We start from the raw sequence: 15,206 nt of genomic DNA on the forward strand, positions 1-15,206 counted from the left end.
AACTCGTTCGCTCCCGCTCACTCGTTCACGGCGTCCGTTGAGAGCCGCCGCAGGACAACGCTGGCGTTGAGGCTGTAGGATAAGTCGATTTCAAGCGCAGTTTGAGTCGGCGTTCGCGTCCGCACGCGATTTCGCAGTTGACCGATGCGATTTTGTGTGTGTGATGGCGATGATCGCCATCAATCGCGATCCATGGCGCTTACAGACGGTCTACGCCGCGTATCCCGCGTGCGCCAGTTTCTCGATGTTGTGCACGAGGCAATACAACTTCCATTGCGTATCGACCTTCACGCGCCCGCGCAGCGTGAAACGATCGAGCCGCTTGTTGGCGCGGAGGTTCGCAAACACCGGTTCGACCGTCGCGAAGCGCTGCGCATAGTGGGCACGACCCTCGGGCGTGTCGATGCGCTCGCGCATCACCGCGCTGTGATTCACGCGTTGGGTGCTGACGCGGCCCCGGAAGAACGCCACATTGCGCACGGGCGTCGTGTCGGGTGTGCGCAAGCACTGGCCGCGCAATGCACAGGGGCCACAGTCGCGCTTCGCGCCTTGGAAGTGCGCGCCGATGTGATCGTGCGTGACGCGCGCAGCGCCCCGTCGCTGGAGCGATTTCCCTGCGGGACACACGCACGTCCGCGCGACGGGATCGTAACGAAAGTCTTCCGGGCCGAACACCACGAGCGGCTTCCGTGCCGGTTTCGACTTGTCGTGCAGGGGATGCGGGAGCGTCGTGTAGCGCGCCTGCGTGGCGAAGCGCGCGTCGCGACGCCGCAGGTCCTTGTCGGCGATCAGGGCGTTCACGTGTTCCTCCGCGAGCGCGCGCAGATTCGCTTCGCTATGGTAGCCCGCGTCGGCCGTGATGAGCGTATCGGACGTGCGCAGCGAGGCGGTGGCGGAGACGGCTTTCACCAACAGTTCCTGCTCGGCGCCCACGCCATGGGCCTGTGCGTCCACGATGATCTGGTGTGCGGCATCGACCGTGGCCACGCCCGTGTACCCCTGAATGACGCCCTTGCTGGTCGCCATCTTCGCACTGTCGTTATCCGTGCGATTGCTCTTGCGCACCGCCCCCTTCGCGCCGCGTCGATCGTGGGGATGCTGCGCGAGCCACGTGCGGAGTTCCGCGGCATCGCGCACGAGCCGTTCCCGCCGTGCCTGGTCCTTCGTGGACAGCGCCGGCTCCACGTCTCGGGCATCCTCGGCCCGATGTCGCGCCAGCATCTGTTCGGCCGCGCGCTCCATCTTGGTGGCCTGGCGCTCGAAGTCGGCCCGGCTCCCACTCCGATGCTTCGACGCGTTACTCGGCAGCTTCACGCCATCGATGGCAAACATCTCGCGCCCAATGAGGCCCTGGCGATCACACACGGCCAACACCGCCGCAAAGATCGGCGCGATCTGGTCGCCCAGGGTGCTTACGAAATGCGCGATGGTGGTGAAGTGCGGCCGGGAGTCACCGCTCAGTGCGATAAAGGTGACGTGGTCTTCGCAGGCCTTGGCGATGGCCCGGCTGCTTACGATCCCGCGCGCGTAGGCAAACAGCACCACGCGGAGCAGCATCGCCGGCGCATAGGCCGGCGCGCCGGTCGCGTCATTGCGATACCGCGCATCGAACGGCGTGAGATCGATCGCGTGATCGAGCAAATGGTGGAGCGCATGCTCAAACGTGCCGGGCAGCAGCTGGGCCGCCAGGTCGACCGGGATGAACTTCGGCTGGGTGTCGATGAATTTGTAGCGGGCCATGGCCTCTCGACGGGCGGCAAACGTGCGCGCAGATTCTTGGAGAGGCGTACGGCCCATTGCCAGTGAAGTTCCATTCAGTCGCGCAGCGCAATCGGGCTTATTCTACACCTTCGTTATACGGCAAACACTGACTTTGCTTTGTGCCAGACCTAGTTAGTCGCAATACTCGAAACCAGTTCCGCGAGCATCTGGTCTCCTATACTCTCGGCGAGATCGACCTGGTCTTCGGAGTCGGAGATTTGACGCCGGATTGGGCCTATGATCCGCCGAACATTGGCGGCCAGCGGCGCACACGCGTCGAGCAGTACTACGTCCGGATCGACTGGTCCGACGCCACCGTCGTCCGGCGAGTGCTAGATGTCTTCGAGGCGATCCTGATCAACCTCGACGACTCGATTGCTCAGACACCAAGTTGGGATGCAGGCAAGGACGTACGTAGGAAACTCTTGCGTTGCATTGAGCGAGACGGCTTCAGGTACGAGAACAGTCGCATACGAGCCACTTCACCGCGCCTCCAGATCGACAGTGTGAACGTCGCCTTGGCCAAGGTCGACGCGCCGGAACTTCAACGTCAGATAGTACGCATCCACGATGCGATCGAATCTGATCCGGCGCTCGCAGTCGGCACAGCAAAAGAGCTCGTCGAGAGTGCATGCAAGACTGTCCTGGAAGAGCGTGGGGTGACTATCGATCCAGAATGGGACTTGGTTCGGCTGGGAAAGGAGACGCGTGAGTGTCTGGAGCTTCTCCCGGCCAACGTCCACGATTCTGTCAAAGGCGTGGAGTCAATACGAAAACTTCTGGCGAATTTGGGTGTGGTAGTGCAGTCGCTAGCAGAAGTGCGCAACCTGTACGGCACAGGTCACGGCAGAACGCAGAAGAAGCAAGCCATGCAGCCTCGCCATGCACGGCTTGCTGCCGGCGCGGCGACCACATTGGCCACATTTCTTCTCGAGACTCATTGGGAACGGCCTTGATCCGCACGGTGCCGTATAACGAGTCGCTGCTGCCGACAGGGTGTTCAAGGAGCGCGGCTGGCTCACTGCGTTCGCCTGCCGCATTTTTTTTGGGGCCCTGCGGCAGAGCTAGGCGTTGAGCCTGTAGGATAAGTCGATTTCGACGGCGAGTTGAGTCGACGATACCCGTCGATGCATGACTCCGAAGTGGATCGATGAGATTAGGCGCGTTTTGGGGACGGTGGTCGCCGCAAATCGCGATCCGTTGCGCCTGTGGGCTGGCTACGCCGCGTATCCCGCGTGCGCCAGTTTCTCGATGTTGTGCACGAGGCAATACAACTTCCATTGCGTATCGACCTTCACGCGCCCGCGCAGCGTGAAACGATCGAGCCGCTTGTTGGCGCGCAGATTCGCAAACACCGGTTCGACGGTCGCGAAGCGCTGCGCATACTGCGTGCGACCCTCGGGTGAATCGATGCGCTCGCGCATCAGCGCGCTGTGATTCACGCGCTGGGTGCTGACGCGGCCCCGGAAGAACGCCACATTCCGCACGGGCGTCGTGTCCGGCGTGCGCAAGCATTGGGCGCGTAACGCACAGGGACCGCAGTCGCGCTTGGCGCCGCGAAAGTGTTCGCCGATGTGATCACGGGTGATGTTCTGCGCCCCCTTGCGATACAGCGACTTGCCGGCGGGACACACACACGTCCGCGCCACGGGATCATACTGAAAATCGTCCGGGCCAAAGACGGCGAGCGGTGCCCGCGTCGGCTGCGACTTGTCATGCAGGGGATGCGGAAGTGTCGTATAGCGATCCTGCGTGGCGAAGCGCGCATCACGCCGGCGCATCTGCCCATCAGCGATCAGTGCGGGGACCTGCGCCTCCGCGAGCGCGCGCAGATTCGCTTCGCTATGGTAGCCCGCATCGGCCGTGATGAGCGTTTCAGGCGTGCGCAGCGCGGCCGTGGCGGACACGGCTTGCAATAGCAGCTCTTGCTCCGCGCCCACGCCATGCGCCTGCGCATCGACAATGATCTGATGGGTGGCATCGACCGTGGCCACGCCCGTATACCCCTGAATGACGCCCTTGCTGGTCGCCATCTTCGCACTCTCGTTGTCCGTGCGATTGCTCTTGCGCACCGCGCCCTTCGCGCCGCGTCGCTCGTCGGGATGCTGCGCCAGCCAGGTGCGGAGCTCCGCCGCGTCGCGCACGAGGCGGTCGCGTCGGGCTGCATCCTTGGCGGCGAGCGTCGGCTCCACGTCCCGTGCATCCTCGGCGCGATGCCGCGCGAGCATCTGTTCGGCCGCGCGTTCCATCTTGGCGGCCTGCCGTTCGAAGTCGGCGCGGCTCCCACTCCGATGCTTCGACGCGTTGCTGGGCAGCTTCACGCCGTCAATCGCAAACATCTCGCGCCCAATGAGGCCCTGACGATCACACACCGCCAACACCGCCGCGAAGATCGGCGCGATCTGATCGCCCAGGGTACTGACAAAGTGGGCGATCGTGGTGAAGTGCGGCCGGGAGTCCCCGCTCAGCGCGATGAACGTGACGTGGTCTTCGCAGGCGCGGGCAATCGCGCGGCTGCTCACGATCCCTCGCGCATACGCGAACAAGACCACGCGGAGCAGCATCGCGGGCGGGTAGGCCGGCGCGACCGTCAGATCATTGCGATACCGCGTATCGAACGGCGTGCAATCGATCGCGCGGTCGCGCAGATGGTGGAGCGCATGCTCAAACGTGCCGGGCAGCAGCTGGGCCGCCAGGTCGACCGGGATGAACTTCGGCTGGGTGTCGATGTGCTTGTAGCGGGCCATGGCCTCTCGACGGGCGACGAACGTGCGCGCAGATTCCTCTGGAGAGGCGTACGCCCGATTGAATGGCAAGTTGCATATCACGGACACTCACTCGGGCTTTTTCTACAGCCTCGTTAGGTGGCTCAACTTGTTGATCCAGGTTCACGCGATGCGAGCGATATCATGACGCAACCACAGATGCAGCAGGCTGAACAGGGGCACGTCTCCCATCCAACAACACAGCAGCAGCTAGCGTGGATGTGGAAAGCGACTCCAGAACGCGACTGGGTGGAAGCTCAGATCACCCGTCTCGTCGACGATTCGTTCGCATATTTAGTCGTAGAGAACGAGGCTCGTCGTTCCCTCTGCTTTACCGCTGACATGATCGCAGGTTATTGCGGAGAAACGTGGGACGAGCTTGGGATCAGAGTTGGAACGCGTGTGAATGTCAGGTGGTCTGAGGACACGGGTACGGTGCTGGGGGTCGCCATACCAAGCGTTGCGACTGATGGCTCGGAAGGAGCAACCGCATGAGTAACTCCGACGTTTTTGAACTTCTGCCAGATACCGAGCCAAGCGGAGAGCACTCTTGGAGACCGACCGGTAGAATCCCCGAGCGGTTTCGGGACTTTGGAAAGATGATCGACACTGGCAATCTGCAGGCGGGAGACCTTGTTTTGCTCCGCGAGATTGTGCCAGACGTGATCTCCCGCAAGATTAGCGAAACACAGAGCGCTCTCGGTTACGCAGAGCGAGATGCGATCTGGACGCACGTTGCACTGTATCTTGGGGACGGCCTTCGCGTGGTCGAGGCATCCTTCGAATCCCTGGTCAAAGGCGGGTCGGTCCAGGCATCATGGCTATACGATTACTGCGGAAGGCACGCGATTTGTGTCCGCCGCCCGCGACGCGTTTCAGCTACGAAGGATGCTTGGTTGATCGCGATAGAGGGGGCGATGGGCATCGGGAAGAAGTACGATTTCCTGGCTGCTCTGAAGATTTTCTTCGATGGGCAAGCGTCGAAGAAGGAAGATTGGGATGCTGACACGAAGACCTATGTGTCTCCGGGCGTACTATGCTCAACGTTCTATGCTGACTGCTACGGGAAAGTCACGAAACGCTCCCTCGGCGACAGCGGTGTCTGCGTGCCCGCGACCTTGAGCATGAGCGACGAATTCGATGACCTGCCTCTAAAGTGGCTCCGTATCGCGGAGCAGCGCCTAACGAGTCGCCGTCAAGTCTGACGATGAACAGCCGGGGACATGGTCAACAGTTTTCCTTGAGTGACGGCACCGGGGATGGTGCGGGTGATCGCGGCGAGCCGCGTCGTTCACTACGAAGACGCTCCGACGGTTCGCGCGCAGACTGCAGGTCAGAACTTGCAGACGCATGATGTCATGGCAGGGGCCCGGAGGACGACGAAAGCGAAGCCCTTCCCCCTAGGTCCGGTGCGCGAATGGTGACCGGCGAAACGTCACCCGATTGAAGCTTGCGTGTCCAGTATCTCGCGCACCTTGCGAACCAATGTCGTCGCGGAGAACGGCTTCTGGAGATGCTCCGCTCGCGCTCCGGCGGTGTCGCATCCGGCGAGAACCTCGCCGACGTAGCCCGAGACGAACAACACCTTGGTCTTCGGCTGAATTGCGGTCATCCGCTCGGCGACTTCACGACCGTTCACACCTGGCATCATAATGTCGGTGAGCAGGAGATCGATCGGGACCGTGACTTTGGTGGCAATATCGAGTGCTTCTGCGCCACTCGCGGCCTCGAGGACGTGATACCCGTAGCGCACAAGACTCGCCCACACGACCGCCCGCACCGCAGGGTCATCCTCGACCAGAAGAATCGTTTCGGTGCCCGCCAGGTCCGTGCCTGTTTCCATCGACGATCGTAGGCGCGGAGGCGTCGCGCGAGCGGCCGTCGGTGCATCCTCGACACGCGGAAGAAAGAGATCGAACGTCGATCCTCTGCCGCGCTCGCTCTTGAGTCGGATGAACCCCCCGTTTTGCTTCACAATGCCGTAGACCGTCGCCAGACCGAGCCCCGTCCCTTCGCCCGGCGTCTTGGTCGTGAAGAACGGCTCGAAGACGCGCGCTTGCGTCGACTCGTCGATTCCCGTACCCGTGTCGGTGACTGACAACCGCACATACTGCGTGGATGCAACCACGTCACAGGATGCCGCGCCGTGCGGTAGGTCATCCTTCTCGGCGGGCGCCGTTTCAATGTGGAGCACGCCGCCTGCCGGCATTGCATCACGCGCGTTCACTGCAAGGTTCATCAGCACCTGATCGAGCTGGCACGGGTCAATTCGCACAGTGGACGAATCCCGCAGCGTGGTCTCCAGCGCCACTTGCGCGCCGATCAGTCGACCGAGCAAAGCCGTTGAGTTGGCCACTGCCTCGTCGAGGCGGACCAGTTGCGGCGCGATCGGCTGCTGTCTGCTGAACGCCAGAAGTTGCCTGGTGAGCGCCGCCGCTGCAGCGGCGGCGCGATCGATCTCGCGAAGTTCCCCATGTCGTGGATCATTCGGCGCGAGACCCTCGGTGAGGAACCCCGTGCAACTCGCGATGACTGTAAGGAGGTTGTTGAAATCGTGTGCGACGCCGCCGGCGAGACGTCCCATCGCTTCCATGCGCTGGCCCTGCCGCAAGCGGGCCTCGATCCGCCTCTTCTCCGTGACATCGCGCAACCCCGTGATGCGCTCTTTGGCGCCGTTGACCGTGTGGGTGCGACTCATCGCCTCAAGGAAGACGGTCCGACCATCGCTGCGCTTGCCAATGAGGTCGTACTTCCCTTCAGTGCCTTCAGCAATGCGATGCCGCACCAATTCGAGCGACTCGTCGGCGATGAAGTCGAGGACAGAGCGTCCGATGATCTCGTCCGATTCACAGGCGAACAGGCCCGAAAAGCCGCGATTCGTTTCGACGATGATGTCGTTTTCGTGAATGACTATTGCGTCGAACGACGCTTCGACAATGGTGCGAAAGCGGGACTCGCTCCTCGCCAGCGTCACTTGCGTGCGCAGTCGGTCAGAAATGTCGAGGAACGTCACGACGGCGCCCACCACGGTGTCTCCTTCCCTGATCGGGTACGACCAGTATTCCACCGGAAAGCTGGTGCCATCGGCACGCCAGAACACTTCGTCCGAGACGTGTGCTCCATCGCCGCGCACGTAGGCCTGAATGATTGCGCATTCAGACTGTGGGTAGCGCCGCCCATCCTTGAACGAGTGATGTGCGATGTCATGAATCGGCTTGCCAATCAGGTCGGACTCGTGCTGGTGGCCCAGCATGCGCAGCGCGGCCGGATTGACGAATGTGCATACACCGTCCAACCCCAAACCATAGATCCCTTCGCCAGTCGAATCGAGGAGCAGACGAAACCGATTCTCTGTCTTCTGCAATGCGGCACGCGCTGCATCTTGGGCGCGCCCAAACGATTTCCGTTCGATGGCGTGCATGATCACTCGGCTCACCAGATCGGCCGACACATCGCTCTTGAGAAGCCAGTCTGAAACCCCGTCCTCGCTTGCATGCAGCGAGTCCACCTCGTTCGGCGAGTTGGCCAGGACGATCATGGCCGCCTCGACACCGCCGCTGTTGGCTTCGGCCACGAGTTTCAGCCCGCTTTCTCCGTCGAGACGTGAATCGAGCAGACAGACGTCGTGTGCGCGACGTCGAATCGCCTCCACGCCGGCCGTGAACCCGGTGACACATTCGAGAGAAAACCGCGCTCGTCGTGTCTGGAATGTCAGCGCGCGCCGCAACTGCGGATCAGCTCGACGGCTTTCGATGAGGAGAACGCGAATTCGTTCGGTGTTTCCGGCAGGCGCATCACGGTGCAGCGGCTTGGACATGGCGATTATCGGGTGAGCGACCCTCCTCCGCCTTTCGTGCACAGTGCGCGCAGGAACGGAGACAGGTGACACCGATGTTCATAGCAACCGACGCGCCACACCTATCGCGCCCATGGACCGGCGCCGTAAGTTCTTGTCGTACATTCGCTTCGCGGCGATTCGCCGGGCCGCCCGGCGTGCGGCGGCACGTGACGCCGCTACGAGATGTCGCGAATTCGTCAAATACGGTGAGCGCCCGGCACCGGGGAGGTTCGGATGCATTACGCAAGGCGGACGTCAGCCAACTACGCCGCGACGCCGACCGAAGGGCAGGCGCGTTTCGTCGCGCTGGTGCGCCGCGTGATGCAGCAGATGGTGATCTCGCCGCACATCAATGACACGCTCGAGGCGATCACTTCAGGGCTGATTGAGGAACTCGACGCGGTTACCGCACGGCTCTGGCTTTTTGGACGTGATGGCGATTGTACGACGTGCCGGCATCGCCCATCAAGGGCGCGGGGGGCGCGCACCAACGAGGTCGCGTTGCACTTGTGTTCTGCCGCCGGCAAGGAGGCAAGCATCGAAGGGGACGAGCACAAGTCCCGATCCGGTCAGTTCCTCTTCACCGTCGTGACGACGTCGAAGACACCGGTGCGGGTGGACGATGTGCAGCACGATCTGCGCATCGACACGCAGCTTCGGGATGCACTGACACGGTTCGGTGCGACGGCGGTTGTGGCGTACCCGCTGGTATTCCGTGACGAGATTCAGGGCGTACTGTGCCTGTCGTTTCGTAGACCGATCAGCGAAGACGCGTTCGAGCAGCTTCAGGTCGTGGCGTTTCAGGCGACCATGGCGATCAAGGGGTCGAAGCTTCTTGCCGATTCCGAAAAGCATGGCCGCCGCCTCCTCGCTGAAACCGAGTATCTGCAGAAGGAAATTGACGGGGACGACGGATCCGAAGGGATCATCAGCCGCAGCACGTTGCTGCGCGACGTGCTGCATCTGGCGTCTGTTGTTGCGCCCACAGACACCACGGTTCTTCTCACGGGAGAGACCGGCACGGGGAAGGAGCTGATCGCACGCGCAATCCATCGCCGCAGCGCGCGAGGCACACGTCCGTTCATCACGATGAATTGCGGCGCAATCACACCGACGCTGGCCGAGAGCGAGTTGTTCGGTCACGAGCGTGGAGCGTTTACTGGAGCGGTCGGCCGTCGTCTGGGCCGCTTCGAGCTCGCGAACAAGAGCACCCTTTTCATGGACGAAATCGGTGAACTTCCGCTGGGGGTGCAAGCGGCGCTGCTGCGCGTGATCGAGGAGCGGGAGTTCGTTCGCGTCGGCGGCGAACGGTCGATTCACGCCGACGCCCGACTGATCGCAGCGACGAACCGCGATCTCGGCGCCGAGGTCGCGCAGGGCCGATTTCGTGAGGACCTGTTCTATCGGATCAATGTGCTTCCGCTGCGTCTACCGCCGCTGCGCGACCGACCCGAGGACATTCCGTTGCTCGTCCGACACTTTCTCAAGCACTTTCAGCGAGTCCTTGCCAAACCGTTCACCGATGTGACGAGCGAAAGCATGCGAGCGATGAAGCGGTATCGCTGGCCCGGTAACATTCGCGAGCTGCGGAACGTGATCGAGCGTGCGTGCGTCCTCGCGACTGGCCCCATCGTGTCGGTGCCGATGGATGGGCACCTTGGAGCGGTGCCGTCGAAAGTGCTTGGCACCATGGAGTCCGTCGAGCGCGAGCATCTACAGCGTGTGCTTGCGTCAACAAAAGGACGCGTCAGCGGCCCGCGCGGTGCAGCGTCCATTCTCGGCATCAATCCGAACACACTACGGTCGAGACTCGCCAAGCTGCATGTCAATGCGAAGGGGCATGAGGATCTGCCGACCTCGTGATGACGACCCTGCGACCTCCGCCGACGCGGCCAGCATGCGATCGTGGACAGGCCCACGTCGCGTAGGTCTTCCGATTGGCACGCACGCGTGAGCCAGCACCGCTTTCTCGTCAGTGTACGGGGCGACGTTTCGACGCCCAACGATTGATTCGATTTCCGATACCGCCCCGGAAACCAGCCGCCAACAACCGAGCACAACAGGCGCCACTGACAGCGCCTTGCCGTTTCACGCTGCTCGCACCTTCACTCCCATATGCCTTGACTGGTCTGTATTGAATGTACTACTATGACTAGTACAACTAATACGAGACCCCATGGCCAGAACACGCCCCCTGATGCTGCAGATCGCCACCGGCGATCCGCGACCCATCATCAAGCAGATCACCGACGCGGTACGGGTGAAGATCGCCACCGGCGAACTGGAGTCCGGCGACCAGTTGCCCAGCGTGCGCGGCCTGGCCCAGCAGCTCACCATCAATCCGAATACGGTGGCCAAGGCCTATGCCGAGCTGACCACCGAGGGCTGGCTGGAGTCGCGGCAGAGCATGGGCCTGTACGTGGCCGCACCACGCCAGCGCCTGTCCGACGCCGAGCGTGACCGCCGGCTGGATATGGCCATCGACCACTTCATCCACGACGTGGTACCACTGGGCTTCTCGCCAGCCGAGGTGCAGGCGCGGGTCGCCCACGGGTTGCAGCAGCTCGCTCCCCGCAAGCGCGCCTGAACGCGCCGACGGACCTCCCTCCTGCCGAGACGATCACCATGGGCGATGTCACCGACTACGTCATAGAGACCCGCGCGCTGAGCAAACGCTACGGGCGCAAGCTGGCGCTGGACCATCTCGACCTGCGCATTCCGCGCGGACGCATCCACGCCATCGTCGGCGCCAACGGTGCCGGCAAGTCCACGCTGTTTCGCATCCTGATGGGCTTTCTGCCGCCGAGTGCGGGCGAGGCCCGCATACTCGGCAAGGACAGCCAGTCGCTGACGCCGCACGATCGCAGTCGCATCGGCTTCGTCAATGAAGAACACACACTCGCGAGCTGGATGCGGGTGTCGCAGGTCGCGGCGATGCAGCAACACCAGTACCCGCGCTGGAATCAGCACGCCTACGACAATGTGATCGGTCACTACCACGTGCTGCCGGAACAGAAAGTCGGCCAGCTTTCGCGCGGCGAACGCGCCGGCTTCAATCTCGCGCTGGCATTGGCGCAGGGACCTGAACTGCTGGTGCTGGACGAACCCACGCTGGGCCTCGACGTGGTGGCCAAGCGCGCGTTCCTCGAATCGCTGATGTACAGCAACGCCACCGATGATTGCACGGTGATCTACTGCTCGCACCAGATGGAGGAGATCGAGCGTGTCGCCGACAATCTCATCATCCTCGAGCGCGGGCAGCTCAGGCACATGTCGGCGCCGGAAGATTTCACGGCGCGCGTGAGCCACTGGATTGCCGATGTGCCCTTCAAGGGGCCGGCGTTGCACACCGTGCCGGGTCTATTGGAAATGCAGCAACTGGACGGACTGCAACACTACCTGGTGCTGGACCAGGACGAAGGCTTCGAGCGTTTCCTGCGTGAGGCCGGGGCCCGCAACGTGCAGTCGATGCCCGTGAGTCTGGACCGTGCGGTCAATGCCTTTCTGGCCAAGAACCACGCTGCGCCAAACGCTGCCTGATCGCGCGACGAATCAAGTCCATCCGTAACACAAACAACATGAATGATCTCTTCAAGGGCGAGCTGCTGCGCTTCCGCTTGTGGACCGCTGTCGCCGCAATCCTCAATGTCGTCGTGCTGGGCTTTCTCAGCAGCATGGTCGACATGGCACAACAGCCGCTCCTCGTCTACCAGGTGTTCGGCGCGGTGTACGGCGTGGCCGGCGCCCTGCTGGGCATGTACCAGATGGGCACGTACCGCAAACCGAACCAGTGGCTCAGCCTGTTGCACCGTCCGTTGCACCGTTGGCAGATCGCGGGTGCGTTGACCGGTGCCAGTGCCACACTCCTGCTGCTGGCGACGGCGCTGCCGATTGCACTGGTCGCGCTGTACCAGGAGACGATGACGGCGCGCGTGGTCGACCTGCGTCACTGGCTACTGCCATTGGCGGCATGGCTGATCGCGGTGTCCAGCTACCTCGCCGGCGCGTACGCGATGGTGGGCAACCGTCGGTATTCGTTCGCCGCCTTCCTGCTGCCAGCCCTGTTGGTGTATGCACAGGCCTCGGGCGTGGCGATGCTGGGCGTGCAGTGTGTGGTGATCGCGTTCCTCGCGGCAATGCTGGCGGTGGCGTTCAAGCCGGATACGTCCGCGCCGCCCCGCAATCCTGCCGCGGTGCTCACAATCGCGCTGCCGGTGCAACTCGGCGCGTATTTCCTGGTCTGGATGCTGGGCTACGGCGTGGAAGTGGCGTGGTCGGTCACCGGCACACATCCGCTCAACAGGCCCACGCCACCCAAGGGCGGCTACACCGAAGCGGAACGCGCCGATGGCAAGACCATGCTGCTGCTCGGCATCGAGCGCAGTCGCGAACCGGAAGCCGCGCTGTGGCGTGAACAGATCGCACTGTCCGACGTGTACACCACGCATCCGCTGCGCATGCTGCCGGTGCAGGGGAGCATGACCAATCTCTCGCCGCTGGAACTGGGCGACGCCGACAACAACGTGTGGATGGTGTACAGTCACGATCGCGCGCGTTTTGTCACGCGTGGTCTGCGCGACCAGCGCCGGATCGGTGAGCTGGGTGTGGGTGAAGAACAGGCCGCGTTCCCGGCGCCGACCATGCCGTACGGCGCGACCTACCTGTACAACGCGCACGCCGCCTATCAGTACGACAGCGAGCAGCGGCGCATGTTCGAACGCTTCCGTCTACTAGCAGGCGAAGTGATGGCCAGTCCGCCAGAGCCGGCCGGCGACAACATCGTGATGCTCAGCGACCGCGCCGCGTATTTCTATCCCGGCCGCGAAGCGATGAACGGACTCGATCTGCTGCAACCACTGATGCGCGTGGCGATGCCGGGCCCTGTCGGCCAGCTCGGCCGGATGGACGTGATCGAACTGCTGGACGGTTACCTGGTGTCCTTCACGTACATCTGGGGTGTGGGGAGCGGCGAACTGCAGCATCCGTTCCAGCAGGTGCTGCGTGTGGATGGCCGGGGCCAAGCGCGTGAAGTCGCGCGCCGCGCGCTGTCGATCGACCTGCCGTCGGTCTACATCAACCGCAACACCTGGCTGTCGCCGTTGCTGCGCGAACTCAGTCTGGGGGCGCAGGATCTGTTCGCGAAGGAAGATCCGCTGCGCGCGAAGCCACAATCGATGCCCATGCCGGTGTTGTGGCTGGCCGCAGCGTGCGGTGTGCTATCGCTATTGAGCGCGGCGTGGCTTACGGCCAAGCAAACGCATTCGCCGCGCGGCCGCTGGGGCTGGGTGTTGTTGTGTGGCGTGATCGGTCTGCCGGCGCTGGCCAGTCTGTGGCTCATGTACCCGCGGCGCGAAGTCCTGCCGGTGGCCGCCTGAATGACGATGTTCCGAATCCTGTGTGGCACGCAGGTGCTGTGCGCGCTGCTGCTTGCGCCCCGCGCTGTATCTGCGCAGGCCGCACAAAGTCTACGCACGGCGGCTATCGCAGAGCGTGAATTGCCGCGTGCGCCGCGCCTGCCGCGTACGGCCTTCCTCGAGAATCGCACGCTGGTGGCCGCCGAGCTGTCGCCGGCTGGCGATGCGGTGGCGTACCTGCGTGAGCAGAAGGATTCGCGCGCGCTGTGGCTGCTGCCGGCCGGTGGCGGCGACGCGCGCATGCTGGTGGGCAGCACGCAGGCCGACCAGGTGATGTGGTCGCGCGATGGTAGATGGTTGTTTCTGCGCGCATCGCGTGTGCTCACCATCGTTGGTACCGATGGTCGCACCGGTGTGCGTGTGCCATTGGGCGGCAGCGAACGGCGACGGGTGATCAAGCTCGATCCCTCGCAGCCGGCCGCGGTGCTGCTGGGTGAACGTGTCGCTGCCGGCAAGGGCGAACGCTGGCGTGTGGTGCGCATGGACGCACAGGGCAAGCGTACCGTGCTGCGCGAGGACGCGCGCTGGATTCACGATGTCGCGTTTGATGCACAGGGCCGCGTCGTCGCGCTGACGCGCTTCGAAGGTGCTTTCGACGCGCTGTATCGTGTTCGCGGCGACGGCAGCATACGTGAGGCGCTACGTCTGCAGCCGATGCAGCGGCTGAACCTGCTGACGGTGCGCGCCGACGGCAGCCTGCTCATGACGGGCAATGCCGGCGACGGAAGCGATGGCAAATTCCGCCGCGTGCTGCGGTTGGACACGAACAACACGTTGCAGACGCTGCACCACGATCCGCGCGGGGAGGCCGACCTCGATGGCGTGGTGGTCGATCCGCGCACGCAGGAGCCGCTGGCGGCGAGCTACCGCAGCACCATCGCCGCGACCTATGGCATTGACGACGCGCAGGCCATCGTCACTGCCATCGCGAAGAAATTCCCGGGTCGCGATATCGACCTGCAAGCCGGAAACGGCCCGTCGGCGCACTGGCTGGTGAGCGAACGCGCGCCGACGCTGCGTGATGCGCGCTGGTACCTGTACGACTCGCGCACCGGGAATCTCCGGCGCATCCTGGATGACCCCGGCATCACCGCCGGTTCGCCGCCGGAAACTGCGCTCGCGCGCAAGCTCGCCATCGCCTACACCGCTTCCGATGGCACGCGTGTGCACGGCTTCGTGCTGCTGCCGCCGGGCGTGGACGCCGCGCGTGCGCCACTCATCACACATGTGCACGGTGGCCCGGCCAATCATTTCCGCGCCGGCTACGATGGGACCGCGCAGTTTCTCGCCAACCGCGGCTACGTGGTGTTCCAGTCGAACTTCCGCGGCTCCACCGGACATGGACTCGCGTACACGTTCGCGCCCAACGGCGACTATGGGAACGGCCGAGTGCAGCAGGATATCGTGGAAGGCGTGCGCTGGCTGCTG

The 15,206-nt window shown here is 63.3% G+C and carries 10 protein-coding genes; 7 read left to right on the forward strand and 3 right to left on the reverse strand.

Features of this window, described 5'->3' with window-relative positions; genetic code table 11:
• Positions 1-210: 210 nt before the first annotated feature.
• Positions 211-1,740, reverse strand: a complete 1,530-nt coding sequence (locus VGE27_RS04730) for an IS1182 family transposase (RefSeq protein ID WP_331048483.1) — start codon at positions 1,738-1,740, stop codon at positions 211-213.
• Between the two features lie 140 nt (positions 1,741-1,880).
• Between VGE27_RS04730 and VGE27_RS04735 the strand changes: the two genes are divergently transcribed.
• On the forward strand, positions 1,881-2,717 hold the full coding sequence (locus tag VGE27_RS04735; protein WP_331048484.1) for an abortive infection family protein: 837 nt from the start codon (positions 1,881-1,883) through the stop codon (positions 2,715-2,717).
• Positions 2,718-2,978: 261 nt separating this feature from the next.
• Here the strand turns inward: VGE27_RS04735 and VGE27_RS04740 are convergent, their stop codons facing one another.
• Entirely contained in the window at positions 2,979-4,508 is a 1,530-nt protein-coding gene (locus tag VGE27_RS04740; RefSeq protein ID WP_331048485.1) for a transposase, read from the reverse strand.
• A 509-nt stretch (positions 4,509-5,017) separates the two neighbouring features.
• On the opposite strand from VGE27_RS04740, the gene VGE27_RS04745 reads away from it, so the two are divergent.
• Positions 5,018-5,731: a hypothetical protein gene (locus VGE27_RS04745; RefSeq protein WP_331048486.1), complete on the forward strand. Its 714-nt coding sequence runs from the start codon at positions 5,018-5,020 to the stop codon at positions 5,729-5,731.
• Between the two features lie 230 nt (positions 5,732-5,961).
• On the opposite strand, the gene VGE27_RS04750 is transcribed toward VGE27_RS04745, so the two are convergent.
• Complete coding sequence (locus VGE27_RS04750; RefSeq protein ID WP_331048487.1) at positions 5,962-8,343, reverse strand: PAS domain S-box protein; 2,382 nt, start codon at positions 8,341-8,343, stop codon at positions 5,962-5,964.
• A 255-nt stretch (positions 8,344-8,598) separates the two neighbouring features.
• Between VGE27_RS04750 and VGE27_RS04755 the strand changes: the two genes are divergently transcribed.
• The 5 genes from VGE27_RS04755 to VGE27_RS04775 all read left to right on the forward strand — a co-directional run.
• Positions 8,599-10,227, forward strand: a complete 1,629-nt coding sequence (locus VGE27_RS04755) for a sigma-54-dependent Fis family transcriptional regulator (RefSeq protein WP_331048488.1) — start codon at positions 8,599-8,601, stop codon at positions 10,225-10,227.
• Positions 10,228-10,540: 313 nt separating this feature from the next.
• The gene (locus tag VGE27_RS04760; RefSeq protein WP_331048489.1) at positions 10,541-10,951 is read left to right on the forward strand and encodes a GntR family transcriptional regulator; all 411 of its coding nucleotides are present in this window, start codon (positions 10,541-10,543) and stop codon (positions 10,949-10,951) included.
• 38 nt (positions 10,952-10,989) lie between these two features.
• On the forward strand, positions 10,990-11,904 hold the full coding sequence (locus VGE27_RS04765) for an ATP-binding cassette domain-containing protein (RefSeq protein WP_331048490.1): 915 nt from the start codon (positions 10,990-10,992) through the stop codon (positions 11,902-11,904).
• Between the two features lie 38 nt (positions 11,905-11,942).
• Positions 11,943-13,739, forward strand: coding sequence for a hypothetical protein (locus tag VGE27_RS04770; RefSeq protein WP_331048491.1), 1,797 nt, complete (start codon positions 11,943-11,945; stop codon positions 13,737-13,739).
• Positions 13,740-15,206 (forward strand): S9 family peptidase (locus VGE27_RS04775; protein ID WP_331048492.1); only part of this gene is annotated, 1,467 nt, incomplete at its 3' end. It lies immediately after the preceding gene.

It is taken from the genome of Gemmatimonas sp., assembly GCF_036405635.1.
Taxonomy (GTDB): Bacteria; Gemmatimonadota; Gemmatimonadetes; order Gemmatimonadales; family Gemmatimonadaceae; genus Gemmatimonas.